Raw genomic sequence first — 25,962 nt, 5'->3', positions numbered from 1 at the left:
TCCGGGTCATGACTACCGCAGCGGCGAGCAGCCCGCGCACCTATCAGGTGCGCACCTACGGCTGCCAGATGAACGTGCACGACTCCGAGCGCATCTCCGGCCTGCTGGAGCAGGCGGGCTACGTGCGCGCCGCCGAAGCCGACGACAACCCGGACGTGGTGGTGTTCAACACCTGCGCCGTCCGGGAGAACGCCGACAACCGGCTCTACGGCAACCTCGGTCACCTGCGCCCCGTCAAGGCCAGGCACCCGGGGATGCAGATCGCCGTGGGCGGCTGCCTGGCCCAGAAGGACCGGGGCGAGATCGTCCGCAAGGCACCCTGGGTCGACGTGGTGTTCGGCACGCACAACATCGGGTCGCTGCCGGTGCTGCTGGAGCGGGCCCGGCACAACACGGCTGCCGAGGTGGAGATCCTCGAGTCCCTCGACGTCTTCCCCTCGACGCTGCCCACCCGGCGCGAGTCCACGTACGCGGGCTGGGTGTCGATCTCCGTCGGCTGCAACAACACCTGCACGTTCTGCATCGTGCCCTCTCTGCGGGGCAAGGAGAAGGACCGCCGCCCCGGCGACATCCTCTCCGAGGTCCGCGCCCTGGTCGATGAGGGCGTGCTGGAGGTGACCCTGCTCGGGCAGAACGTCAACTCCTACGGCGTGGAGTTCGGTGACCGGCTGGCCTTCGGCAAGCTGCTGCGCGCCTGCGGCGACATCGAGGGGCTGGAGCGGGTGCGGTTCACCAGCCCGCACCCGAAGGACTTCACCGACGACGTGATCGCCGCGATGGCCGAGACGCCCAACGTCTGCCACTCGCTGCACATGCCGCTCCAGTCCGGCTCCGACGACGTGCTGCGCGCGATGCGCCGCTCGTACCGGGCCGACCGCTACCTGGGCATCATCGAAAAGGTCCGGGCGGCGATGCCGGACGCGGCGATCACCACCGACATCATCGTCGGCTTCCCCGGCGAGACCGACGCCGACTTCGAGCGCACCCTCGACGTGGTCCGCGAGGCCCGGTTCTCGTCGGCGTTCACCTTCCAGTACTCCAAGCGCCCCGGCACCCCGGCCGCCACCATGGACAGCCAGCTGCCCAAGCAGGTCGTGCAGGAGCGCTACGAGCGGCTGATCGCCTGCGTGGAGGAGATCACCTGGGCGGAGAACAAGAAGCTGCTGGGGGAGACCGTCGAGGTGCTGGTCGCCGTCGGCGAGGGGCGCAAGGACGAGCGCACGGGTCGGATGTCCGGCCGCGCCCGCGACGGCCGCCTGGTCCACTTCGCCACCGGCGCGAACGGCCAGCAGGGCGACGCCGGTTCCCTCGCCGGGCGGATCCGCCCCGGCGACGTCGTGCACACCACCATCACCTACGCCGCACCGCACCACCTGAACGCCGACGGCGAGCCGCTGGCGCACCGGCGCACCCGGGCCGGCGACGCGGCCGAGGCGGGACGCGCCCCGCGTACGCCGGGGGTGCTGCTCGGGCTGCCCACGATCGGCGCGCCGGCCGCGGCGCCCGCGCCGACGACCGGCTGCGCCGCGCACTGACCCGCGACCGGCCGGGGCCTGCGCGCGCAGGCCCCGGCCGGTGCGATCAGCCGGTCACACCTGGATCCGACCCGCGCCCGCGCCGCCCGTGACGATGGACTTCACGCTGCTCGCGGCGTCCAGGCTGTACGAGTACGGGATGGCCCGGACGCTGCCGCCGGCCTGGCCGCTGCCGGTCGGAGGCGGATCAGCAGGCGACGCCGTTGAGCTTCACGGCACCCGGCGCGGCGGACGGGCCGTTGGCGGTGAAACCGACCGTCACCGAGGCGCCCGGCGCCAGCGCCCCCGCCCAGGTCGGCGCCGCCGCCGTCACCGTGGTGCCCGACTGGGTCACCGTGGCGTTCCAGCCGCTGGCCAGGCTCACCCCGGCCGGCCAGGTCCAGGTGACCTGCCACGGGTTGACCGTGCCCGTGCCGGTGTTCGTCACCGTCAGCTCCCCCTGGAAGCCGCCCTGCCACGCGTTGACCTGCCGGTACGCGCCCGTGCAGCCACCGGTCGGCGGAGGCGGCGACGAGGTCGGCGTCGCCGTCGGCGTGCCGGTGGGGCCGCCCCCGCCGCCCACCGGCGCGATCAGGTACGGCTGGAGGATGGCCTGCTTGGTGGTGTTGATGTTCGTCCAGTCGTCGAGCGCGATGCCCCCGGTGTCACCCGAGTTCGGGTTCCACGACCAGTAGGTGAAGGACATCCCGTCGATCCCGGTGCCGGTGTAGGCCATCAGCTTCTCCAGCCACACCTTGTCGCGGGGGTCGGCCAGGGTGCTGCCGAACTCGCCCATCATGATCGGCGCGATGTTCTGCTTGTAGAGGTAACCCCAGTACTTGTCCCAGATGCCCGGCAGGTTCGTCGGGAAGTCGGGGGACTTGAACCAGTTCTGCTCGAAGACCGAGGTGGCGTACTCGTGTGGCGAGTAGACCAGCCGGTTCGGCACGTCGAGCCGGACGGGGAAGTCCTTCGCCTTCGTCAGGTTGCCGCCCCACCAGCCGCAGTCCTCGTCGTTGCTCGGATCGTTGTCCCAGACGTTGGAGAGGCCGCCGCTGGGGCAGCTCACGCCCTCCACGAAGATCAGCCAGTTCGGCTGCACCGACAGGACCGCGTTGCCGGCCCGCTCGGCGGCCAGCCGCCAGTCCCGGGCCGGGTCGCCGCAGCCCCAGCACGCGCCCGTGGCCGCCGGGTTGGTCCCCTCGGCGTGCGGCTCGTTGTGCAGGTCCGCCCCGATCACCGTGGTGTTGCCGGCGTACCGCTGGGCGAGCATCTTCCAGTCGTTGATCCAGGTCGCCTCGGAGACCGTCGGGGCGTACCAGAGCGCGGACTGGCCGGCGGACGTCGGCCGGTGCCGGTCGAGGATGACCCGCATCCCCTTGCCGCCGGCGTAGGCGATGACCTTGTCGAGGATCTGCAACGGGGAGAGCCCGACCAGGTCCGGGTTGACGAAGTCGTTGATGCCGCTGGCCGTGGCGCCCGGCTTCAGCGCGTCGTTCGAGTACGGCACGCGCAGCGTGTTGTAGCCGAGGCTGGCCATCTTGTCGATCTGTCCCCGCCACGGGTTCGTGGACCACAGCCCGTGGAAGGTCTTGTTGTCGGTCTCCATGCCGAACCAGTTGATGCCGGTGATGCGTACCGTCGCGCCGGTGCTGTCGACGATCTTGTTGCCGTTGGTGTGCAGGTAGCCGGTCCCGGTGCCGGCGGGGGCGGCGACGGCCGGGGCGGTGCTGACGGCGGCGGCGACGAGGACGCCGGCCGCTGCGGTGGCGAGCGCGGTGATCGCGCCGCCGAGGGCGCTGCGTCGGTGCATGCGAGCTCCACTTCGAACTGCCCGCCGCCGCCTGGGCGGCGCGGGCGGGAACCGGGCGACGACCGTCACGCTCCCTCAGGGAGTACGCGGACAGGGCGCGACGGAACGTGCCACGTGGGATGCGGCCGCTCGCGTGGACCACCGGCGTCCCCGACGACGCGGTGTGCGCCGTCGGCGCCCTCGCGCCGGTGCCGGACCTGGCTCCGCCGCTCATTCTGATCAGCCTGCCTCGATGCGTCAACCGTCGCGTGTCCGGCCCGGGCGGCTGCGGGCGGACAGGCGGAAGCCCCCGGTCCGTGGCGGATCGGGGGCTTCCGTGGTGGCTCGGTCCGTGGTGGCTCGGGGCCCGTCGCAGTGGGGCGTTCCGGCTCAGCCGGCCTGCTCGGCGAGCTGGAGGAACTGCCGCTTCGAGGCCAGCGCCTGCTCGGCCTCCTTGACCCGCCGGGCGTCCCCGGCCGCCTGGGCCCGGGCCAGCCGCTCCTCGGCTTCGGCGACCTGCGCGCGCATCTGGGCGAGCAGCGGGTTGTCCTCCTTGGTGGTGCGCCGCCACGCGGAGTCCATCACCTCGCGGACCTTCTCGTCGATCGCCCGCAGCCGGCGCTCCAGCCCGGCCGCCGCCTCACGGGGCACCCGGCCGGCCTCGTGCCACTGGGCCTGGATGTCCCGCAGCTTGGCCTGCGCGCCCTTCGGGTCGCCGTCGACGTCCAGCGCCTCGGCCTCGGCGAGCAGCGCCTGCTTGCGCTCCAGGTTGCCCCGCTGCTCGTTGTCGCGGGCGGAGAAGACCTCGCTGCGCCGGGTGAAGAACTCGTCCTGCGCGCCCCGGAACCGTTCCCAGAGCTTCTGCTCCGCCTCCTTCGAGGCGCGGGGCGCGGCCTTCCACTGGTTCATCAGCTCCTTGAGCTGGTTGGCGGTGGCCGCCCACTCGGTGGAGTCCTTGAGCTTCTCGGCCTCGGCGACCAGCTCCTCCTTGACCGTCTGCGCCTGCTTGCGCTGAGAGTCCAGGGAGGCGAAGTGGGCGCCCCGGCGGCGGGTGAAGCCGTCCCGGGCGGCGGCGAACCGCTTCCACAGCTCACCGTCGGTCTTCTTGTCGACCCCGCGGATGGTCTTCCACTCGTCGAGGATCTCCTTCAGCCGGTCCCCGGCGGTCTTCCAGCCGGTCGACTCGGCGGCGAGCTTCTCCGCCTCCTCCACCAGGGTCTGCTTGCGGGCGAGCGCCTCGACGCGCGCGGCGTCGCGGGCGGCCTTGGCCTCGCCGGCCTTCTCCTCGGCGACCGTGGCGAGGCGGTCCAGCCGGGCGGCCAGCGCGTCGATGTCGCCGACGACGTGCGCCTCGGCCAGCGACGCGCGGATCCGCCGGATGGTGGTCAGTGAATGGCCGGCGTCGGCGGCACCCGACTTGAGCCGGGCCTCCGTCAGGTTGACCTCGGTGACCAGGTCGTCGAAGCGGCGGGCGAAGTGGGCCAGCCCCTCCTCGGGCGCTCCCGCCTGCCAGGATCCGACCACCCGCTCGCCGTCGGCGGTCTTGACGTACACGGTGCCGTCCGCGTCCACCCGTCCGAAGGCAGTCCAGTCGCTCATGTGCCCATCCTCGTTCTCCCGGCGTCGGGGAGCAGTCCCGCGATCGCCGCCACGGCGCAGCAAAGTTTCCCCCGGCATTGTCACAGGTACGACCCCGTTCCCGTCGAGCGCCTATCGCCGACCGTGACCATACGGTGTCCTAGCGCCTGCGGACAGGCTCCCTGGGAGGAGTGTCGGAATCCGGCGTACGACGCGTCCGGACGGGCGGGCGTCGTCGGTGGCGTGGCGACTCCGGCCACGCGGGCGACCCGCCGGCGAGGACAGGCCGGCAGCGGCGGCTCGAAGAGCCCGGGTGCGGGGCGCCGGGCGCCGTCGTGCCGATACCGTTGCCGGGTGCCCCTGGTCGCCGCTGCCGTCTGCCCCCACCCGCCGCTGATCGTCCCCGAGTTGGCCGGTGCCGCCGCGCCCGAGCTGGACGAGCTCCGCGCCGCCTGCGACGCCGCCGTCGCCGGGCTGCTCGCCGCCGGTCCCGAGGTGATCGTCCTGGTCGGCGACGGGCCGGAGACCGCCCGCTTCAACGCGGCCGACCACGGCTCGCTGCGCCAGTACGGCCTCGACCGGGCCGTACGGCTGTGGAAGGTGAACTGCGCCGGCGGCGAGCGGCTGCCGCTGAGCCTGACCATCGGCGCGTGGCTGGTCGGCCGCTCCCGCACCGAGCTGCCCCGGCTGGCCCACTCCGTCGCGTCCGACGCCTCCCCGGCGGAGTGCGCCGAGCTGGGGGCGGCGCTCGGCGCGGCGACGGAGCCGCGTACCGCCCTGCTGGTGACGGGGGACGGGTCGGCCTGCCGCGGCCCGAAGTCGCCCGGCTACGACGACCCGCGCGCCGAGGCGTACGACGACGGGGTCGCCCGTGCCCTGGCCGACGCGGACGCCGAGGCCCTGCTCGACCTGGACCCGGTCCTGTCGGCGGAGCTGAAGGCCGCCGGCCGGGCGCCCTGGCAGGTGCTGGCCGGCGCGGTCCGTGCGACGGGCGGCGACTGGCGTGGCGAGCTGCGCCACCACTCGGCGCCGTACGGCGTCGCCTACCTCGTGTCGTCCTGGACGCCCGCGTGACCACCCGTCCACCGGCCGGGACGGTCGTCGCCGTGGTCGGGCCGACGGCGGCCGGCAAGTCGGCGCTGAGCATCGCCCTCGCGCACGCCCTCGACGGCGAGGTGGTCAACGCCGACTCGATGCAGCTCTACCGGGGCATGGACGTGGGCACCGCCAAGCTCACCCCGGCCGAGCGCGAGGGGGTGCCGCACCACCTGCTGGACATCTGGGACGTCACCGAGCCGGCGAGCGTCGCCGAGTACCAGCGGCTGGCCCGCGCCGCCGTCGACGATGTCCTGGCCCGGGGCCGGGTGCCGCTGCTGGTCGGCGGCTCCGGCCTCTACGTGCGGGCGGTGCTGGAGCGCTTCGAGTTCCCCGGCACCGACCCGGCGGTGCGCGAGCGGCTGGAACGGGAGCTGACCGAGGTCGGCCCCGCGCCCCTCTACGCCCGGCTGCGCGAGGCCGACCCGGCCGCCGCGGCGGGGATCCTGCCCGGCAACGGCCGGCGGATCGTGCGCGCCCTGGAGGTCATCGAGCTGACCGGGGCGCCGTTCACCGCCGCGCTGCCCGAACCGACCCCGTACTACCCCTCGGTGCAGCTCGGCGTGGACCTGGACACCGCGCTGCTGGACGAGCGGATCGCCCTACGGGTGGACCGGATGTGGGCCGACGGGCTGGTCGCCGAGACCCGGGACCTGGTGGGGCGCGGCCTGCCCGAGGGACGTACGGCCAGCCGCGCGCTCGGCTACCAGCAGGTGCTGCGCTTCCTCGCCGGGGAACTGACCGAGGCCGAGGCGCACGACGAGACCGTCCGGGCCACCCGGCGTTTCGTCCGGCGGCAGCGGTCCTGGTTCCGCCGCGACCCGCGGATCCACTGGCTGGACTCGTCGGCGCCGGAGCTGGTCCCGGCCGCCCTGCGACTGCTCCCCGCCGCTGCGCGATGATGGGGGCGTGCAGTTCACCAAGGGCCACGGCACCGGCAACGACTTCGTCATCCTCCCCGATCCGGACAACCGGCTCGACCTGACCCCGGGGCTGGTCGCGGCCCTCTGCGACCGGCGGCGCGGCCTCGGCGGCGACGGCGTGCTGCGGGTGGTCCGGGCGGCCGCGCACCCGGAGGGCGCCGCGACGGCCGGCGAGGCCGAGTGGTTCATGGACTACTGGAACGCCGACGGGTCGTTCGCGGAGATGTGCGGCAACGGCGCCCGGGTCTTCGTCCGCTACCTGGTCGCCTCCGGGCTGGCCGAGCCGGCGGAAGGGGCGCTGCCGGTGGCCACCCGGGCCGGCGTCGTGCGCGCGCTGGTCACGGCCGACGCCATCGCCGTCGAGATGCGCCGCCCCCGGCTGTACGACACCGCGACCGCCACCCTCGGCGGGCTGACCCTGCCCGGCACGGCCGTGGACGTGGGCAACCCGCACCTGGTCTGCGCGCTGCCGGCCGGGCTGGAGCTGACCGCGCTCGACCTCACCCGGGCCCCCGACGTCGACCCGGCGGTCTTCCCCGCCGGGGTGAACGTGGAGTTCACGGCCCCCGGCGAGCCCGTCGACGACACCGACGGCCACGTGCTCATGCGCGTCTACGAGCGCGGCTCCGCCGAGACTCTCTCCTGCGGCACGGGCGCCTGCGCGGTGGCCGCGGTGGCCCTGCGCGACGCCGGCCGGGACACCGGCGTGCTGGCGGTGGACGTCCCGGGCGGACGCCTCTCGGTCACGGTGACGGAGGACTCCTGCTGGCTGGCCGGCCCGGCCACCCTGGTAGCCACCGGCACCCTGGACCCCACCACCCTCACCACGTCCCCCTGACCCACCCTGGCCCCGGCCCCCGCGCCGCCCTCGACCCCCCCTGACCCCGTTGATCATGAAGTTATTGCCGGGGAGAGCGTTTTCCTAGGGCAATAACTTCATGATCAACGCGCTCGGGGCGGGCCGGGCGGAGCGGTTGGGTGGGTGGGGTGGGTGGAGCGGGCGGGGTGGGCGGGGTGGGTGGGTGGGGTCAGGGGGTGGCGCTGGCTTCGGCGGCGATCTCGGGGAGGTCGGCGGGGCCCGGGTCGGCGGCGGGGGCGGGGGCCGGGTTCTGGGCGGCGGCGCGGACCGCTGCGGCGACCGCCGGGGAGACCCGGGAGTCGAAGACGCTGGGCACGATCACCGTCGGGTTGATCTTGTCCTCGCCGACCACGTCCGCGATGGCCCGGGCCGCCGCGATCGCCATCTCCTCGGTGAACTCCTCGGCGTGCGCGTCCAGCATGCCCCGGAAGACACCCGGGAAGGCGAGCACGTTGTTGATCTGGTTCGGCTGGTCGGAGCGGCCGGTGGCGACGACGGCGGCGTACTTGCGTGCCTCCCGCGGGTCGACCTCCGGGTCCGGGTTGGCGAGCGCGAAGACGATCGAGTCCTTGGCCATCGTGGCGATGTCGTCGCCGGTGAGCAGGTTCGGCGCGCTCACCCCGATGAAGACGTCCGCGCCGCGTACCGCCCCGGCCAGGTCGCCGGAGTAGTTCTCCTTGTTGGTGTTCTCAGCCAGCCACTGCCAGGCCGGGTTGAGCCCGCTCTGGCCGCGGTGCAGGGCGCCCTTCCGGTCGTACGCGATGATGTCGCCGACGCCCTGGCGCAGCAGCAGCTTCATGATCGCGGTGCCGGCCGCGCCCGCGCCGGAGACCACGACCCGGACGTCCGCGAGCTGCTTGCCCACGACGCGCAGCGCGTTGGTCAGCGCGGCCAGCACGCAGATCGCGGTGCCGTGCTGGTCGTCGTGGAAGACCGGGATGTCCAGCGCCTCGCGCAGCCGCGCCTCGATCTCGAAGCAGCGCGGCGCGGCGATGTCCTCCAGGTTGATCCCGCCGTACGCCGGGGCGATCGCCTTGACGATCTGCACGATCTCGTCGGTGTCCTGGGTGTCGAGCACCACCGGCCAGGCGTCCACCCCGCCGAAGCGCTTGAACAGCGCGGCCTTGCCCTCCATCACCGGCAGCGACGCCGCCGGCCCGAGGTTGCCCAGGCCCAGCACGGCGGAGCCGTCGCTGACCACGGCCACGGTGTTGCGCTTGATGGTCAGCCGGCGGGCGTCGGCCGGGTTCTCCGCGATCGCCATGCAGACCCGCGCCACCCCCGGGGTGTACGCCCGGGACAGCTCGTCGCGGTTGCGCAGCGCCACCTTCGAGCTGACCTCGATCTTGCCGCCGAGGTGCAGGAGGAAGGTCCGGTCGGAGACCTTGCGCACGTCCACGCCGTCCAGCGCCGTCAACGCGTCGACCACCTGGTCGGCGTGGCTGGCGTCGGCGGTGTCGCAGGTCAGGTCGACGAGCACGTGGGTCGGGTCGGAGTCCACCACGTCGAGCGCGGTGACGATCGCCCCGGCCTCACCCACGGAGGTGGTCAGCCGGCCGATCGAGGACGCGTCCGCCGGCACGGCGATCCGAATCGTGATCGAGAATCCGGCACTTGGAAGTCGGGTGATGGCCACGGGGTCCCTCCGTCGACGCTGAACGGCTGCCCCGCCTTTCTACTCGCCCCGGCGGGCCCCTCCGGCATCCGCCCCCACTTTTGTGGCCCGTTCGAGCGGGCATATAGCGGGTGCGTTCCGCGTTGGCACATGTCAGGATTGCTCGGTACGTGACAGAACGGACAGGAGACCGGCTTGCACAACCAGGAGACCCTTCTTCCCTACGAGGACGACGAGCTCGACGCCACCACCGGTGAGTTCGAGCTGTCGGAGCGGCAGGCGCTGCGGCGGGTCCCCGGCCTCTCCACCGAGCTCGCGGACATCACCGAGGTCGAATACCGCCAGCTGCGCCTGGAGCGCGTCGTCCTCGTCGGCGTCTGGACCGAGGGCTCGCAGAGCGACGCCGAGAACTCCCTCACCGAGCTGGCCGCGCTGGCGGAGACCGCCGGCTCGCAGGTGCTCGAGGGGCTGATCCAGCGGCGCAACCGCCCCGACCCCGCCACCTACGTCGGCCGGGGCAAGGTCGACGACCTCGGCTCGGTGGTGCTCTCCACCGGCGCCGACACGGTGATCTGCGACGGTGAGCTGTCGCCGTCCCAGCTGCGCAACCTGGAGCAGCGCACCAAGGTCAAGGTGGTCGACCGCACCGCGCTGATCCTCGACATCTTCGCCCAGCACGCCAAGAGCAAGGAAGGCAAGGCGCAGGTCGAGCTGGCCCAGCTCGAATACCTGCTGCCGCGCCTGCGCGGTTGGGGTGAGACCCTCTCGCGGCAGACCGGTGGTAGCGGTCGTGGCGGCGGCGCCGGCGGCGGCGTGGGTCTGCGCGGCCCCGGTGAGACGAAGCTGGAGACCGACCGGCGCCGGATCCGCCACCGCATCTCACGGCTGCGCCGGGAGATCAAGGGCATGCGGACCGTACGCCAGACCAAGCGCGCCCGGCGTTCCCGCAACGCCGTGCCGGCCGTGGCCATCGCCGGCTACACCAACGCCGGCAAGTCGAGCCTGCTCAACCGACTCACCGGGGCCGGCGTGCTGGTCGAGAACGCGCTCTTCGCCACCCTCGACCCGACCACCCGCAAGGCCACCACGGCCGACGGGCGGCTCTACACCCTCTCCGACACGGTCGGGTTCGTCCGGCACCTGCCCCACCAGATCGTCGAGGCGTTCCGCTCGACCCTGGAGGAGGTCGCCGAGGCCGACCTGGTGGTGCACGTCGTCGACGGCACCCACCCGGACCCGGAGGAACAGGTCCGGGCGGTCCACGAGGTGCTCGCCGAGGTGGGCGCCGACCGGCTGCCCGAGCTGCTGGTGGTCAACAAGACCGACGCGGCCGACGAGGAGACGCTGCTGCGGCTCAAGCGGCTCTGGCCGGAGGCGGTCTTCGTCTCCGCGCACACGGGTCGCGGGATCGACGGGCTGCGCGAGGCCGTCGAGACACGGCTGCCCCGCCCGGCTGTGGAAATCCGCGCGGTGCTGCCGTACGACCGGGGCGACCTGGTGGCCCGGGTGCACCGTCAGGGCGAGGTGCTGAGCACCTCCCACCTGCCGGAGGGCACCCTGGTGCACGTGCGGGTCGGCGAGGCGCTCGCCGCCGAGTTGGCGCCGTTCCGGGCGGACGAGGGCCAGGCGGTCGCGGGCGCCCGGTGACGCCCTCCCGGCGTCACGCGTCGGAAACGCCCGGCATGCGACACTGATTCAATGCGCCGCGCTGTTTCTTCGGTCACGGTCGCCCTCGGCTTGCTGGGGGCGACCGTGGCGTGTACCGGAGTCGCCCTGGCGGCGGCGCCCGCCTCGGCCGCGTCCCCGCTCGCGGCCGCCCCCGGCAAGAAGCGGTGCACGGTCACCGACGAGCGGCTGCGGGAGCTGTCGGGCCTGGTGGCCACCAAGAGCGGCTACATCGTGATCAACGACGGCACCGACGTGGAGAGCCGCAAGCGGGTCTTCTTCCTCGACACCAAGTGCGGGATCGCGAAGGAGCCGGTCCGCTACTCGGGTCAGGGGCCGTTCGACACCGAGGACCTGGCGCTCTCCCCGGACGGCGCGACGATCTGGATCGCCGACACCGGTGACAACGTCACCAGCCGGGAGCGTCGCCCGCGGGTGGCGCTGTGGAGCATGCCGGTCAACGGGTCGAAGCGGCCGGTGCTGCACCGCCTCTCCTACCCGGAGGGCAAGCCGCACGACGCCGAGGCGCTGCTGATCGGCGACGACGGCAACCCGTTGATCATCACCAAGGTGATGTCCGGCAAGGCCCAGATCTTCACCCCCGCCGAGAAGATGAAGAGCGGGGACACCCCGGCCGTACCGATGAAGAAGGTCGGCGAGATCAGCCTGCCGGAGACGGACACGGACAACCGGCTCGGCGCCCCCGGCCGCGTCGCGATCACCGGCGCGGCCCGGTCCCCCGACGGCTCCCGGGTGGTGGTGCGCACCTACGCCGACGCCTTCGAGTACGACGTGACCGACGGCAACGTCGTGGCGGCCCTGACCGGCGGCAAGCCCCGGGTGACGGCGCTCGCCGACCCGTTCGGTGAGGCGATCAGCTACAGCCCCGACGGCAAGACCTTCCTGACCGTCTCCGACGGCGGCCAGCTCGACGAGGACGCCCCGATCGACATCCTCGGCTACACGCCCTCTGCGGAGGGCGCGAAGCCGGTGGCCGGCGGGGGCGACGCCCCGAAGAAAGCCAGCCAGTCCTGGGTCGACGGCCTGAGCCTGAGCGACATCACGTACCTGATCGCGGCCGTGGGGGTGATCGGCGCGCTGATGGTGGCGGCGGGTGTCTTCGGCATCCTCCGGTCCCGGCGCAAGCCGGCGCCTCTTCGCGACGACGACGGTGCCGACCGCGACGACGTCCTCGCCGACGACCGGCGTGGACCGGCGGACGACGGCTTCGGTCCGCCGGGCGACCGGGGCCGGGGCGTCTACGGCGGTGCACCGGCGGCCGGCGTCTACGGCGGCCCGGCCGGTGGGCGCGGCGGTCCCGCGCCGGCCGGCGGGGGACCCGGTGGCGCCCGCCCGGCCGGCGGTGGCGTCTACGGTGGCGCCCGTCCGGTTGCTGGCGGCGGGGTCTACGGCGGCGGTCGCCCGCCCGTGGACGGGCCGCCCGGCCCGGGTGTTCCGCCGCCGGGTGGCGGCGGACGTCAGGGTGGTGGCGGACGTCAGGGTGGCGGACGTCAGGGTGGTGGCGGTGGTCGTCAGGGTGACGGTCGTCCGGGCAGCGGTGTCTACGGTGGCGGCGGACAGCCGGGCGGCAGCGTCTACGGCGGTGGCCGGGCGGAGCCGCCGCGTCGGGGCGACGAATCGGACCCCCGCGGCCAGCGGCCGGTCCGCCGGCGCGACGACGGCCCCGACGACGGTCGCGGCTACGGTCACGTACCCGGTGGTGGCCGGGGCTACCGGGGCGACCGCTACTGAGGCTGGGCCTGCTGGAGACGGCTGGGCCTGCCGGATAGGGCAACGACGGACACTCAGGGCCCGCAGTCGAGCGGCACGGCGCCCGGGTGACCGCCGAGGGCGGCCACCCGGCGCGGTGGCGGATCAGATGCGGCGCAGCACCGCGACGACCCGGCCCATGATCGTGGCGTCGTCGCCGGGGATCGGGTCAAAGGCCGGGTTCTGCGGCATGAGCCAGACGTGCCCGTCGCGGCGGCGGTAGGTCTTCACGGTCGCCTCGCCGTCGAGCATGGCGGCGACGATGTCGCCGGCCTCGGCGGTCGGCTGCTGCCGGACCACGACCCAGTCGCCGTCGCAGATCGCCGCGTCCAGCATCGAGTCGCCCTTGACCTGGAGCATGAAGACCTCGCCCTCACCCACCAGCTCGCGGGGGAGGGGGAAGATGTCCTCCACGGCCTGCTCGGCCAGGATCGGGCCACCGGCCGCGATCCGGCCCAGCATCGGCACGTAGGCCGGGGTGGGACGCTGCGAGCGGGCCAGTTCGTCGTCGACCTCGGCGGGCGCCCGGACGTCCACGGCGCGCGGCCGGTTGGGGTCGCGGCGCAGGAAGCCCTTCTTCTCCAGCTCCTTGAGCTGGTAGGCGACGCTGGACGGCGAGACCAGGCCGACGGCCTCGCCGATCTCGCGCACGCTCGGCGGGTAGCCGTGCCGCTCGACCCAGCTGCGGATGAACTCCAGGATCCGGCGCTGCCGGGCGGTGAGATCCACCGTCGCGGGGTCGGGGAAGGCACTGACCACCGGGGTGACCGGGCGCACGGCGGGCTGCCCGGTCCGGCTGCGCGCGGCGCCCCGGCGTCGGGTGGCCGGCGGTCCCGCCTCGGTGATCTGCTGCGGGCTCTTCGGCCGGCTGGCCCGATCCTCGGTCACGTCCGTCCTCCCTGGTCGGCGCTGGGTGCCTTGGCGGCTCGTGGTGCGTGCGGTGGTGCGGTGCGTGCGGTGGTGCGCGGTGACCGGCGGACGGAGGATTCCGCGCCCGGTTGTTCAAGACCGTATAGGTGAGATCGGTCATTTTCAAACATCTGTACGACCTTGCTCGGCGTGTCGGGGTGAAAAACCGCTCCACTCGTACTCGTGTTCTGATAAATGGTACGCCGGGTCGAACGGGTGTTCGACTTTCGTCCGATCGTCGGCCGTTTCGCACCGGCCGGACCGGTAACCCGCGGGGGCGTCGGACGGTTGGTCCTGCGGCGGGCGGCGGTGCCGGTCGACCCGGGAGTCGGGTGACGCGCCGGACACGCCGGCCAACTTGACCTCCGATCCGCAGCGGCCTACGGTCAACCCCTAGATGTAGTAGTCACACGGGCGTAAGTCGCCTACAGGTTGGGTTCGACTACCCACCGCACTCCGGCACCGTCGACACGGCGAAGACCATCGGCAGATGGCTCCGTCGCGCTGACGCGTGCCCGGCGAGCGGTCGGCGGACCCGCGATCGATGAAGGAGGTCGGGTGCGATGCGGTGTCCGTACTGCCGACACGCCGACTCCCGGGTGGTCGACTCGCGGGAGGCCGACGACGGCCAGTTGATCCGCCGGCGGCGATCCTGCCCGGAGTGCGGCAAGCGGTTCACCACCGTCGAGGAGGCGGTCCTCGCGGTCGTCAAGCGCAGCGGGGTGACCGAGCCGTTCAGTCGTACGAAGATCGTCGGCGGGGTGCGCAAGGCGTGCCAGGGCCGGCCCGTGGACGACGACTCGCTCGCGCTGCTCGCGCAGAAGGTCGAGGAGACCGTCCGGGCCAAGGGGGCCGCCGAGATCCCCAGCCACGAGGTGGGGCTGGCCATCCTGGGTCCGCTACGGGACCTGGACGAGGTCGCCTACATGCGGTTCGCCAGCGTCTACCGGTCGTTCGACTCGCTCGCCGACTTCGAGCGTGAGATCGAGACGCTGCGAGCCGGCGCGCGCGCCCGGGAGGGCGCCGGGGCCGACGCGGCTGAGGCCGCCGGCCGTACCAGTTGAATTCTTCGCAGTTTGTTGACAGTCGGATCGGGCGGCGGGTGGCCGTGCGGACGAGGGGGCGGATGAGATGTCGGGGGACGGTGTGACAACCAGCAGGGCACGCAACAAGGCCGGCGCGGGGCTCAAGATCGAGCGGGTCTGGACGACCGAGGGGGTGCACCCCTACGACGAGGTCGCCTGGGAGCGCCGCGACATCGTCATGACCAACTGGCGGGACGGCTCGGTCAACTTCGAGCAGCGCGGCGTCGAGTTCCCGGAGACGTGGAGCGTCAACGCGGCGAACATCGTGACCACCAAGTACTTCCGGGGCGCCGTGAGCACCCCGGAGCGGGAGTGGTCGCTGCGGCAGCTGATCGACCGGGTGGTCACCACCTATCGCACGGCGGGTGAGGAGTACGGCTACTTCGCCGGCCCGGCCGACGCCGAGATCTTCGCCCACGAGCTGACCTGGATGCTGCTGCACCAGGTGTTCAGCTTCAACTCGCCCGTCTGGTTCAACGTCGGCACGCCCTCGCCGCAGCAGGTCAGCGCCTGCCTGCCGTACGACTCGCTGGTCAGCACGCCCGCCGGCCTGGTGCCGATCGGCAAGCTGGTCGAGGAGAACGCCGTCGGCACCAAGGTGTACGACGGCAACGGCGGCCTGACCAGCATCGTCGCCGTCAAGGCCAACGGGGTGCGTGAGGTCATCCGGCTGCACACCAAGGCCGGCTACCAGCTCGACGTCACGCCGGACCACGTGGTGTGGAAGAGCACGGGCCAGGGCACGGGAAGTTGGGTCGACGCCGGCACCCTCGAGCCCGGCGACCAGCTCGAGTGGCACCGCACGTACGCGTACGGCGAGAGCGAGATCGACCTGCGGGAGATCCGCGAGGCCGCCCTCGCCGGCTGGTTGCAGTCCGACGGGTTCGTGGGCCAGTACGACGAGGGCACGAACCGGTCGCTGACGATCGAGGCAATGACGGTCAACGACGACGAGTCGGACTGGGTCAACGTCGCGCTCGACGAGGTCTTCGGCACCGCGCACCGGCACGAGCGCGTGGTGCCGACGCAGAGCGACGAGTTGGACTGCCGGCGTACCCGACTCTACGGCGAGCACCTGCGTCCGTTCGTGGAGAAGTGGGACCTGCTGACGCGCGGCGTCGACATGGAGGTGCCGCAGCGGCTCTTCACCGCGCCGCTGCCGGTCGTCGCGGCGTACCTGCGCAGCATCTTTCAGGCCGAGGGCTACGTCTCGGCGCGCGAGCACTCGACGCTCGTCGCGGCGGACATGGTCTCGGAGAAGCTGATCCGTGGCGTGCAGAGCCTGCTGCTACGGTTCGGGATCTTCTCCCGCGTGGGGCGCAAGGCGGACCCGCGCCCGGACCGCAAGGACTGCTGGTCGGTCCGGATCCAGAACGACGGCGACCGCGACCTCTTCGCCACGCACATCGGGTTCGTGGGCGCGGAGAAGATGGCCAAGCTCGAGGCGAGCTTCGCCAAGCCCGGCCGCTCGGCTGGCGACGTCAAGCGGCTGGAGATCGACCACGTCGAGCCGCTCGGCACGATGGAGGTCTACGACATCCAGACGGAGAGCGGCGAGTTCCTGGCCGGCAATCTTCGGGTGCACAACTGCTTCATCCTGGCCGTCGACGACTCGATGGACTCCATCCTGGACTGGTACAAGGAGGAGGGGCTGATCTTCAAGGGCGGCTCCGGCTCCGGCGTGAACCTGTCCCGGATCCGCTCCTCCCGCGAGCTGCTCTCCTCCGGCGGCAACGCCTCCGGCCCGGTCAGCTTCATGCGCGGCGCGGACGCCTCCGCCGGCACCATCAAGTCTGGCGGCGCCACCCGGCGCGCGGCGAAGATGGTCATCCTCGACGTGGACCACCCGGACATCCAGGAGTTCGTGGTCACCAAGGCGCGCGAGGAGGACAAGATCCGCGCGCTGCGCGACGCCGGGTTCGACATGGACCTCGGCGGCGCCGACATCGTCAGCGTGCAGTACCAGAACGCCAACAACTCCGTCCGGGTCTCCGACGAGTTCATGACCGCCGTGGAGAACGGCGGCGGCTTCGACCTGCGCGGCCGGCTCGACGGCGCGGTCATCGAGACCATCGACGCCAAGAACCTGTTCCGCAGCATCTCCCAGGCCGCCTGGGAGTGCGCCGATCCCGGCCTGCAGTACGACGACACCATCAACGACTGGCACACCTGCCCGGAGACCGGGCGGATCACCGCGTCGAACCCGTGCTCGGAGTACCTGCACCTGGACAACTCCTCGTGCAACCTGGCCTCGCTCAACCTGATGAAGTTCCTCCGCGCCGACGGCGGCTTCGAGGTGGAGAAGTTCGTCCGGTCCGTCGAGTTCGTCATCACCGCGATGGACATCTCGATCTGCTTCGCCGACTTCCCGACCGAGAAGATCGGCGAGACCACCCGCGCCTACCGGCAGCTCGGCATCGGCTACGCCAACCTGGGCGCCCTGCTGATGGCCTCCGGCCTGCCCTACGACTCGGAGCAGGGCCGCTCGGTCGCCGCGGCGATCACCTCGCTGATGACCGGCACCGCGTACCGCCGCTCGGCCGAGCTGGCCGGAGTCGTCGGCGCGTACGACGGCTACGCCCGCAACGCCGAGCCGCACAAGCGGGTCATGCGCAAGCACGCCGCCGCCAACGACGAGATCAAGCCCTCGGGCACGGTGGCCACCGCGATCGTCCGTGAGGCGACGAAGCAGTGGACCCAGGGCAACAAGATCGGCGACAAGTTCGGCTGGCGCAACTCCCAGGCCAGCGTGCTCGCACCGACCGGCACCATCGGCTTCATGATGGACTGCGACACGACCGGCGTGGAGCCGGACCTGGCGCTGGTCAAGTTCAAGAAGCTGGTCGGCGGCGGCTCGATGCAGATCGTCAACCAGACCGTGCCGCGCGCCCTGCGCAGCCTCGGCTACCCCGAGGAGCAGGTCGAGGCGATCGTGGAGCACATCGCCGACCAGGGCCACGTGGTCGACGCCCCGGGCCTGAAGCCGGAGCACTACCCGGTCTTCGACTGCGCGATGGGCGAGCGGTCCATCGCCCCGATGGGCCACGTGCGGATGATGGCGGCCGTCCAGCCGTTTGTCTCCGGCGCCATCTCCAAGACGGTCAACATGCCGGAGCAGGCGACCGTCGAGGACGTCGAGAAGATCTACTTCGAGGGCTGGAAGCTGGGCCTCAAGGCGCTGGCGATCTACCGCGACAACTGCAAGGTCGGCCAGCCGCTGTCGGTGGCGAAGTCCAACAAGGCCACCGAGGCCGCCCCCGCCGAGGTGGAGAAGGTCGTCGAAAAGGTCGTCGAGTACCGCCCGGTGCGCAAGCGGCTGCCGAAGAAGCGCCCGTCCCAGACGGTCAGCTTCTCCGTCGGCGGCGCCGAGGGCTACCTCACCGCCTCGTCCTACCCGGACGACGGCCTCGGCGAGGTCTTCCTCAAGATGTCGAAGCAGGGCTCGACCCTGGCCGGCGTGATGGACGCCTTCTCGGTGGCCATCTCCATCGGTCTCCAGTACGGCGTCCCGCTGGAGACGTACGTCAGCAAGTTCACCAACATGCGCTTCGAGCCGGCCGGCATGACCGACGACCCGGACGTGCGGATGGCCGCCTCGGTGATGGACTACATCTTCCGTCGCCTGGCGCTGGACTTCCTGCCGTACGAGCGCCGCGCGGAACTGGGCATCTTCACCGCCAGCGAGCGGGCCGCCCAGCTCCGGGCCGAGGCGGAGGCGGAGGCGAGCGGTGCGGACCTCACCGCGATGGCCTCCTCCGCCCCGGTCGAGGCGCCGACCGAGCCGAAGACCGGCCCGATCGCCCAGCCGGCGCAGGAGACCGCCGACGTCGCCGCCGCCAAGCCGGCGCCGTCCGTGGGTTCCAGCACCGAACTGCTGGAGGCCGTGATCGGCAAGGCCGCCGACGCGCCGCTCTGCTTCACCTGCGGTACGAAGATGCGCCCGGCCGGTAGCTGCTACGTCTGCGAGGGCTGCGGCTCCACCAGCGGCTGCAGCTGACGTACGAGTGACAAGGTGGGCCGGTGGACATCCGCCGGCCCACCTTGCTTGCTCCGCGACAAGCAGGCCCAGCCACAAGGCCCGCGCGTCGGCGGCACGGCGTTAGCATCGAGTCCCATGATCGTATGGATCAATGGCACCCACGGCGCAGGCAAGACAACGACCGGTGCCCTCGTGCAGCAACTGATCCCCGACTCGCGGGTGTTCGACGCCGAGAAGGTCGGCGAAACACTCATGGACATCACGCCGGGGCTGCCCGAAACGGACAATTTCCAGCACTGGCCGCCGTGGCGGCAGTTGGTCGTCGAGACCGCTCGACGCGTCCTCGACTACACCGGCGGCACCCTGGTGGTGCCCATGACTGTCCTGGTCGAGCAGTACTGGCGTGAGATCAGCGCTGGCCTCGCCCAACATGCCATCCCGGTGAGGCACTTCGTCCTCCACGCCGACCGCGACACACTCCGCGGGCGCATCGAGGGGGAACATCCCGTCCCTTCACCATTCCGCCTCAGGTACCTCGATGCCTATTCGGAGGCGGCCCGCACGTGGTTGCACGCCGAGGCCGAGGTCGTCAACACCACGCATCTCACCCCCGCACAGGCCGCCCTACACATCGCAGTGGCAGTCGAGGGTGAGAGCTGAGGGAGCGCGAGGGCGCGCCGGGTCCCGGTCGTGAGGCGTCGACTGCGATCATCCGAACATGACGATCGCCGAGAGCTACGTCGAGTTCGCCACCCGGGAGGCGCGCGGCGTTTCCCTGACGTACGAGCGACTGTCCCTCGCCGTCTCCCGTGACGAAGAGGTGCTGGCCCTGCTCGCCGCGCTCCCGCAAGCAAAGCGGCAGCCGAACCTGCTGTTCGGCGTCGTACGGCTGCTCGGCGGGCCGGTCGACGACCCGGCGGCCTTCCGCGACTTCGCGCTGGCGAACTGGCCGGCGATCGAGGCGGAACTGCGCACCCGCGCGACCCAGACGAACGAGCCCGGCCGGTGTGCCGTACTGCTGCCCGTGCTCGCCGCGTTGCCGCAGCCGCTGGCGTTGCTGGAGGTCGGCGCGTCCGCAGGGCTCTGCCTCTACCCCGACCGGTACGCCTACCGCTACGGCGACCACGCGCTCGGCGTGGGCGAACCGGTCCTCGGTTGCGCGGCGACCGGCCTGACCCCGCCGGACCGGCTACCGGACGTGGTGTGGCGGGCCGGCCTGGACCTGAATCCGCTGCGGGTGACCGAGCCGGCGGACGTGGCCTGGCTCGATGCCCTCATCTGGCCGGAGCACACGCACCGCCGCGCCCGGCTGCGGGCCGCCGCGGCCGTCGCCGCGGCCGACCCGCCGCTGCTCACCCGCGGCGACCTGGCGGACGACTTGCCCGCACTGGCCGCGCGGGCGCCGGCGGGCGCGACGCTGGTGGTGTTCCACACCAGCGTGCTCTACCAGGTGCCGGCGCCGCGCCGGGCGGTGTTCGCCGACGCGGTACGCCGCCTGCCCGGCCACTGGATCTCCAACGAGTCCCCGGACGTGCTGCCCCACGACGCGTTGCCGGAGCCGCCGGACGAGGCGCTGTACAACGTGCTCGCGCTGGACGGCCGGCCACTCGCCTGGACGAGCCCGCACGGGCAGGCGATGACCTGGTTCGGGTGACCCGACGGGCTGCCGTGCCGTGCGCCGGCACGGCAGCCCGCGTACGTCACTGCTGCTTCTGCTGGCAGGGCACGCAGAAGCGGGCGTGCGGCAGCACCTCCAGGCGCTCCCGGGGGATCGCGGCGGAGCAGCGCTCGCAGATGCCGTAGCGGCCCTCGGCGAGGCGGCGCAGCGCCCCGCTGACCTGCTCGATGCTCCGCCGGGTGGCGGCGATCAGCGCGCTCTGGGTGTGCGCCTCGCCCGGGTCGCCGGTGTCGGCGGTGAGCTGCGTCAGCCGGACGGTCTGCGCCTCGAAGTCGTTGGCCAGTGTCGTACGCAGGTCGTCGAGCCACTTCTGCTCGCTGGACTGGGTGGGCGTGGTCATGGCGTAGCTCCTCGGGAAAAAGAAAAAGGGCCGAAGCCGGATAGCTTCGCCCTGGTGGCCGTTCGCAAGAGTTGCAATCGGTTCACGGAGGGCCACGTCCGGCGGGGCTCGGCAGTCGGGAGGCGACCGAGCCGGCGCACGACGGTGCGACCGCGGATCGCACCACCCGGGTCGCCACGGTCACCCGCAGGGCACACCGGCAGGCAGCAGCGGGCGCCGCCGTCACCACGACGGCGGTGCTGATCTGCTGACCGGTCGAACACATGCAGCCACCATAGGCCGGGCGGGGCGGAAAGCCAACGTGCTTCCGTGCGGCCCGGTGCCCGGGGCCACCCGGCGGGCGTGCGACCTGATCGGCCGGCGTCGGGTTCCGCCCGGGAACCAGGGCCGGCATCGACCGGTCAGGCCGCCGGCATGTCCCGCATCCGCCGCAGCGGGGAGAGGACGACGAAGAGCGCGGCGCTCCACGTGCCGAGGACGCAGATCCACAGCGTCGGCCGCAGCCCGAGCTGGCTGGCGAGCGTGCCGCCGGTGAGCGCGCCGAGCGGGATCACGCCGAAACAGACCCAGAGGAACGCCGCGTTCACCCGGCCCAGCAGGGCGGGCGGTGTGATCCGCTGCCGGTACGTCAGGGTGGCCACGTTGTAGAGCACCGCGTTGGCGGAGAACGCGGCCAGGCCGATGCCGTAGAGCAGCATCCCCCAGCCGGGCCGAGCCAGGGGCATGAGCAGGTAGAGCGGGCCCGGGGCGGCCATCGCCACCCAGATCACCCGGGCCGAGCCGAGCCACGCGGTCAACCGACCGGCGAACGCGCCGACCACGAGGCCGCCCACCGCGCTGACCGAGAAGACGAGCCCGACCAGCGCCGGCGTGGCGTGCAGCTCCTCGAGCAGGAAGACCACCTCGATGGAGCCGGACGCCATGACGAAGAAGTTCGAGGCGGTGGTGCAGGCGAGGATGCTGCGCAGGATCGGCTGGCGGCGGATGAAGCCCAGCCCCTCGGTCATCTCCACCCGCAGGGGCACCCGGTCGCGCTGGGGCGCGGGCTCGCTCGGGGCCTCCCGGATCAGCAGCAGGGTCAACCCGCTCACGGCGAAGGCGAGGCCGGTGACGACGAAGGTCCTCGCGGCGCCGACGAGCCCGACGAGCACGCCGCCGATCGTCGGGCCGACGAGCTCGGCGGAGTCCTGGCTGACGGTGAGCTTCGCGTTGGCGTCCACGAGCCGGTCCGGCGGCACCAGCCTCGGCAGCATGCTCTTGTGGGCCACGGTGAACAGGACGGTGAGCACACCGGAGAGCCCGACCACCGCGTACAGGAAGCCGAGGGTGAGCAGGTCGGCCAGGGCGACCACCGGCACCGACAGCAGCAACGCCGCGCGGCCCAGGTCGCAGGCGACCATCAGCCGCCGTTGGTCGACCCGGTCGGCGAGGATCCCGGCGGGCAGGGAGAAGATCAGGTACGGCAGCCAGGCGAGCGCGGTCAGCAGCGCGACCTGGAAGACGCTGGCGTCGAGCGTGCCGACGGCGAGCAGCGGCACCGCCACGTTGGAGATCCGGGTGCCCAGCTCGCTGACCGTCTGCCCGGCCAGGAGCAGCCCGAAGTTGCGGCTGCGCAGCAGTGAGGGCCGTTTCGGGGCGGCACCTCCGGTGGGCCTGGCGGCCTGCTGCGTCACGTCGGCTCCCCGGACCCCGTCGGTGTACGCCGGGACGCCGACGGCATCGTGCGGGCTGCTGCGGAGGGCGGGCACCCGGCCCGTTGATGGCCCATCGGGTCAGCCTGGCGGTCCCGTCCGGATCGGCGCCACCGGTTATCCGCTTGGTGGGGCGCGGGACCCGGCGGTTCCTAGAATGCGTCGATGACCGGAGAACGACGACCGCTGGCGGACCGGCCGTTGACTGAGCCGCACCCGTCCCGGCTGCCGCCGGAGTACCCGGACCGGGAGCGGATCCTCGCCGCGCACGCCACCGCCCTGGCCGCCGGTGAGGCCGGCTACCCGGACCCGGCCACCGGTCTCTTCGTACTCAGCGCGGGGTTCCTGGCCCGGCGCGGCACCTGCTGCGGTCGTGGCTGCCGGCACTGCCCGTACGTCGACGACTGACGCACCACGACAGGCGTCGATGGGCGGTAGTCTGCGGTCCAATGGTTGATGATGACGAATACGCGTTCCGCATCCTCGGCCCGGTGCAGGTCCACGCCGCCACCCACCAGGTGACGTTCTCCCGCCGGCAGCAGCGGGACCTGCTCGCCCTGCTCCTCATGCGGGCCGACCGTGTCATCCCCGTCGGGCACATCGTGGACGCGATGTGGGGCGAGGACGCTCCGCGTACTGCCGGTACACAGGTCAAGAACATGGTCTCCAGGCTGCGGGCCGTTCTGTCCGACGACGCGCAGCCACTGGCCACCGTCGAGTGGCAGCCGGCCGGCTACCGGCTCCGGATCCGGCGTGGCCGGTTCGACCTCGCCGACTTCGACAGCCTGGTGGTCCACGCCCGCGCCGCCCCACCGCTGGAAGCCGTCCCGTTGCTACGGGAAGCCATGCGGCTGTGGCGGGGCAGCCAGGCGCTCGCCGGGGTACGGGCGAACTATGCCAGTGACGCCCGCGCGCACCTCGACGAACGGCGTACCGAGGCGTTGGAGGCACTGTTCGACGCGGAACTCGCCTGCGCGAACCACATGATGATCGTCTCCGAGTTGACAGACGCGGTGGCGCAGCATCCCAGCCGCGAAGGACTGGTCGCCCAACTGATGACCGCCCTGCATCGCGGCGGGCGAACCTCGGACGCGCTCGACGCGTACCGGCGGGCCCGTCGTGTGCTGATCGACAACTATGGGCTGGAGCCCAGCCCTCGGCTGCGGGACCTGGAACGACGCGTCCTGCTCGGCGATCCGGCGTTGGACGCGCCGGCCCCGCCAAGCGTACGGCCCACCCTGACCGCTGGTGGACACGGCCGGGACGAGCCCTCGACCCCGCCCGCCGGGGTGCCGGCGCCCGGGCCCTGTGTCGCCCCGGGCAGCGACCTGGCGGCACCGGGCGCGCCGGCACCAGCCCAGTTGCCGCTTGGCATCCGCAACTTCACCGGCCGGGATGACGAGTTGGCCGACCTGGACGCGCTGCTCGACGACCCTTCGTCGACCACTGTGGTGATCTCCACGTTGGTAGGGGGCGCGGGTGTGGGCAAGACTGCGCTGGCTCTGCACTGGGCGCACCGGGTCGCCGCCCGGTTCCCCGACGGGCAGCTCTATGTGAACCTGCGTGGCTTCGACGCCGATGCCGACCCGATGAGCCCGACCGAAGCCCTCCGGGGGTTCTTCGAGGCGTTCGCCGTCCCGCCGCACCGGATTCCGGTGGGCGTGTCAGGTCAGGCGGCGCTCTACCGCAGTCTGCTCGCCGGGCGACGCGTCCTGGTGGTACTCGACAACGCGGCCGGTGTCGACCAGGTCCGTCCGCTGCTGCCGGGTGCCCCCGGCTGTCTCGTCCTCGTGACCAGCCGTGACCGGCTGACCAGCCTGGTCGTCGTCGAGGGTGCCCATCCGATCACCGTCCCTCTGCTGACGACGCAGGAGGCACACCGTCTGTTCTCCGCCCGTCTCGGCACCGCGCGCGTCGACCCGCAGGCCCACGCGGTCGACGCGATCGTCGTCCGCTGCGCCCGGCTGCCCCTGGCGCTCGCCGTGGTCGCCGCGCGTGCGGCGCTACGGCCGCGGCTCCCGCTGGCCGCGATAGCTGAACAACTCGACCAGTTGGGTCCGCTGGAATCGCTGAGCACCGCCGGTTCCGGCGTCGACGTACGGGCCGTCTTCTCCTGGTCCTACGGCCGGCTCACGCCGGGGGCCGCGCGGCTGTTCCGATGGCTCGGCCTGCATCCCGGTTCGGAGATCACGGCTGCCGTGGCGGCGAGCCTGCTCGGCCAGCCGCTGGACGCGGTACGCGCGCCGCTGACCGAACTCGTCGACGCCCACCTGGCGGAGGAGTGCGCTCCGGGCAGGGTCGTGCTGCACGATCTGCTACGGAGCTACGCGGCTGAACTGAGCGCGGCGATCGACCCGGCGCCAGCACGGCGAGCAGCCGTGGGCCGGCTGCTGGACCACTACCTGTACACCGGCGACGCCGCGGCCGGCCAACTGCATCCGCACCGGTACCGGATCCTGCTACCGCCGCTGGATCCCGACGTGACCGTCGAGCCGATCGTCGACCGTGGGCAGGCCCTCGCATGGTTCGACCGGGAACGCCACCTTCTGGTGCAGGCGGTGGAGCAGGCCGCTGCCGCCGACCGTGGCGAGCACACCTGGCGGCTGGCGACCACGATCGGGATCTTCGTGGACCGCCGTGGGCGCTGGGACGACTGGATCGGCGCTCTGCGCACCGCGCTGGCCACGGCGGAGCGACTCGACGACGCGGTCGGGCGGGCACACGCCCACAGTGGACTGGGTCTGGCCGGCAGCCGGCTGGGGCACCGGGAGGAGGCCCATCGCCACCTCGCGAAGGCGCTCGCGCTGTTCGACGGGCTCGGCGATGCCCTGGGGCTGGCCTACACGCACCTGCGGATGTGTGCCGTCTGCGATGGCCTGTCCCGGCCCGGGGACTCCCTCACCCACGCGCGACTGGCCCATGATCTGTTCGTCGCCGAGGGCCACGACGCTGGTCGCGCGCAGGCGTTGAACAATCTCGGCTGGTACCTCGCCGAGCTGGGCTCCTACCGTGAGGCTGCCGATCGGTGTGCGGAGTCGGTGGCACTGCACCGGAGGCTCGGTGACCGGCAGGGTGCCGCGCATGCCCTCGACAGTCTCGGTAACGTCCACCACCGGCTCGGCGAACTCACCCGGGCGGCCACGTACTACGCGCAGTCGGCACAGGTGTTGCGGGAGACCGGCGACCTGTCCCACGCGGCGTTCGCGCTGGTCCATCTCGGCGACGTACGCGAGGCGGCGCGGGATGTGCCGGGGGCCCGGGCCGCGTGGTCCACGGCGCTGCGGCTGTTCGTCGAGTTGTGTCATCCCGAGGGCGACCGGGTCGCGGCGAAGCTGCGCGGTGTCGGTGGGCCGATCCCGTAGACCGTCGGGGACGGCTGACCCGCCTCGCCGGGTGCCGGCTGTGTGAGCGGTGGGCCATCGGTCGTGTGCCGCCTGTGTAACCGGTTGGCCTGACGCTGGGGAGAGAG

At 72.4% G+C, this 25,962-nt stretch carries 17 protein-coding genes and 3 pseudogenes; 14 read left to right on the top strand and 6 right to left on the bottom strand.

Features of this window, described 5'->3' with window-relative positions:
* Nucleotides 1–8 precede the first annotated feature (8 nt).
* A complete protein-coding gene (gene miaB / locus ACPXCB_RS02025) occupies nucleotides 9–1,535 on the top strand; it encodes a tRNA (N6-isopentenyl adenosine(37)-C2)-methylthiotransferase MiaB (protein ID WP_425871589.1) in 1,527 nt (508 codons plus the stop codon).
* Between the two features lie 187 nt (nucleotides 1,536–1,722).
* Here miaB and ACPXCB_RS02020 read toward each other — a convergent pair whose 3' ends face one another.
* A complete protein-coding gene (locus ACPXCB_RS02020; RefSeq protein WP_425871587.1) occupies nucleotides 1,723–3,327 on the bottom strand; it encodes a cellulase family glycosylhydrolase in 1,605 nt (534 codons plus the stop codon).
* 369 nt (nucleotides 3,328–3,696) lie between these two features.
* Nucleotides 3,697–4,905, bottom strand: coding sequence for a DUF349 domain-containing protein (locus ACPXCB_RS02015; RefSeq protein ID WP_425871585.1), 1,209 nt, complete (start codon nucleotides 4,903–4,905; stop codon nucleotides 3,697–3,699).
* 333 nt (nucleotides 4,906–5,238) lie between these two features.
* Here ACPXCB_RS02015 and ACPXCB_RS02010 point away from each other — a divergent pair, with 333 nt between their 5' ends.
* Genes ACPXCB_RS02010 through dapF form a run of 3 tightly spaced genes read left to right on the top strand, consistent with a single transcriptional unit; the run spans nucleotide 5,239 to nucleotide 7,740 of the window.
* Nucleotides 5,239–5,958: a hypothetical protein gene (locus ACPXCB_RS02010; RefSeq protein WP_425871583.1), complete on the top strand. Its 720-nt coding sequence runs from the start codon at nucleotides 5,239–5,241 to the stop codon at nucleotides 5,956–5,958.
* Complete coding sequence (gene miaA, locus ACPXCB_RS02005) at nucleotides 5,955–6,881, top strand: tRNA (adenosine(37)-N6)-dimethylallyltransferase MiaA (RefSeq protein WP_425871581.1); 927 nt, start codon at nucleotides 5,955–5,957, stop codon at nucleotides 6,879–6,881. Before ACPXCB_RS02010 ends, miaA begins: the two co-directional genes overlap by 4 nt.
* 7 nt (nucleotides 6,882–6,888) lie before the next feature.
* Nucleotides 6,889–7,740 (top strand): diaminopimelate epimerase, encoded by an 852-nt coding sequence (gene dapF / locus ACPXCB_RS02000; RefSeq protein ID WP_327030860.1) that lies wholly within the window; start codon nucleotides 6,889–6,891, stop codon nucleotides 7,738–7,740.
* A 190-nt stretch (nucleotides 7,741–7,930) separates the two neighbouring features.
* Here dapF and ACPXCB_RS01995 read toward each other — a convergent pair whose 3' ends face one another.
* Complete coding sequence (locus tag ACPXCB_RS01995) at nucleotides 7,931–9,397, bottom strand: NAD-dependent malic enzyme (RefSeq protein WP_425871579.1); 1,467 nt, start codon at nucleotides 9,395–9,397, stop codon at nucleotides 7,931–7,933.
* Nucleotides 9,398–9,571: 174 nt separating this feature from the next.
* Between ACPXCB_RS01995 and hflX the strand changes: the two genes are divergently transcribed.
* Together hflX and ACPXCB_RS01985 are read left to right on the top strand one after the other, a co-directional pair.
* The gene (gene hflX / locus ACPXCB_RS01990) at nucleotides 9,572–11,023 is read left to right on the top strand and encodes a GTPase HflX (protein WP_425871577.1); all 1,452 of its coding nucleotides are present in this window, start codon (nucleotides 9,572–9,574) and stop codon (nucleotides 11,021–11,023) included.
* A 51-nt stretch (nucleotides 11,024–11,074) separates the two neighbouring features.
* Nucleotides 11,075–12,793 (top strand): hypothetical protein, encoded by a 1,719-nt coding sequence (locus ACPXCB_RS01985; RefSeq protein WP_425871575.1) that lies wholly within the window; start codon nucleotides 11,075–11,077, stop codon nucleotides 12,791–12,793.
* Nucleotides 12,794–12,916: 123 nt separating this feature from the next.
* Here ACPXCB_RS01985 and lexA read toward each other — a convergent pair whose 3' ends face one another.
* Complete coding sequence (gene lexA / locus ACPXCB_RS01980; RefSeq protein WP_327030863.1) at nucleotides 12,917–13,699, bottom strand: transcriptional repressor LexA; 783 nt, start codon at nucleotides 13,697–13,699, stop codon at nucleotides 12,917–12,919.
* A 584-nt stretch (nucleotides 13,700–14,283) separates the two neighbouring features.
* Between lexA and nrdR the strand changes: the two genes are divergently transcribed.
* The 6 genes and pseudogenes from nrdR to ACPXCB_RS01950 all read left to right on the top strand — a co-directional run bounded on the left by nrdR (nucleotide 14,284) and on the right by ACPXCB_RS01950 (nucleotide 20,438).
* Nucleotides 14,284–14,784, top strand: coding sequence for a transcriptional regulator NrdR (gene nrdR / locus ACPXCB_RS01975; RefSeq protein WP_425871573.1), 501 nt, complete (start codon nucleotides 14,284–14,286; stop codon nucleotides 14,782–14,784).
* A 67-nt stretch (nucleotides 14,785–14,851) separates the two neighbouring features.
* Nucleotides 14,852–15,319 (top strand): annotated as a pseudogene (locus ACPXCB_RS01970) (vitamin B12-dependent ribonucleotide reductase); the annotation flags it as partial.
* Nucleotides 15,320–16,204 (top strand): annotated as a pseudogene (locus tag ACPXCB_RS01965) (LAGLIDADG family homing endonuclease); the annotation flags it as partial.
* A gap of 177 nt (nucleotides 16,205–16,381) precedes the next feature.
* A pseudogene (locus tag ACPXCB_RS01960) lies at nucleotides 16,382–18,802 on the top strand (vitamin B12-dependent ribonucleotide reductase); the annotation flags it as partial.
* A 117-nt stretch (nucleotides 18,803–18,919) separates the two neighbouring features.
* Nucleotides 18,920–19,444, top strand: a complete 525-nt coding sequence (locus ACPXCB_RS01955; RefSeq protein ID WP_425871571.1) for an AAA family ATPase — start codon at nucleotides 18,920–18,922, stop codon at nucleotides 19,442–19,444.
* 58 nt (nucleotides 19,445–19,502) lie between these two features.
* The gene (locus tag ACPXCB_RS01950; RefSeq protein WP_425871569.1) at nucleotides 19,503–20,438 is read left to right on the top strand and encodes a DUF2332 domain-containing protein; all 936 of its coding nucleotides are present in this window, start codon (nucleotides 19,503–19,505) and stop codon (nucleotides 20,436–20,438) included.
* A 46-nt stretch (nucleotides 20,439–20,484) separates the two neighbouring features.
* Here the strand turns inward: ACPXCB_RS01950 and ACPXCB_RS01945 are convergent, their stop codons facing one another.
* Nucleotides 20,485–20,802: a TraR/DksA family transcriptional regulator gene (locus tag ACPXCB_RS01945; RefSeq protein WP_425871567.1), complete on the bottom strand. Its 318-nt coding sequence runs from the start codon at nucleotides 20,800–20,802 to the stop codon at nucleotides 20,485–20,487.
* A 401-nt stretch (nucleotides 20,803–21,203) separates the two neighbouring features.
* On the bottom strand, nucleotides 21,204–22,475 hold the full coding sequence (locus tag ACPXCB_RS01940) for an MFS transporter (RefSeq protein ID WP_425871565.1): 1,272 nt from the start codon (nucleotides 22,473–22,475) through the stop codon (nucleotides 21,204–21,206).
* A 183-nt stretch (nucleotides 22,476–22,658) separates the two neighbouring features.
* Here ACPXCB_RS01940 and ACPXCB_RS01935 point away from each other — a divergent pair, with 183 nt between their 5' ends.
* Nucleotides 22,659–22,901: a DUF5522 domain-containing protein gene (locus ACPXCB_RS01935; RefSeq protein WP_425871563.1), complete on the top strand. Its 243-nt coding sequence runs from the start codon at nucleotides 22,659–22,661 to the stop codon at nucleotides 22,899–22,901.
* A gap of 41 nt (nucleotides 22,902–22,942) precedes the next feature.
* Nucleotides 22,943–25,855: an AfsR/SARP family transcriptional regulator gene (locus ACPXCB_RS01930; RefSeq protein ID WP_425871561.1), complete on the top strand. Its 2,913-nt coding sequence runs from the start codon at nucleotides 22,943–22,945 to the stop codon at nucleotides 25,853–25,855.
* The last annotated feature ends 107 nt before the right edge of the window (nucleotides 25,856–25,962 follow it).

Source organism: Micromonospora sp. DT62, from assembly GCF_049847285.1.
Taxonomy (GTDB): domain Bacteria; phylum Actinomycetota; class Actinomycetes; order Mycobacteriales; family Micromonosporaceae; genus Micromonospora; species Micromonospora reichwaldensis.
Note: the sequence above shows the minus strand (reverse complement) of the source record. Positions and strands in the feature narration are given on the sequence as shown.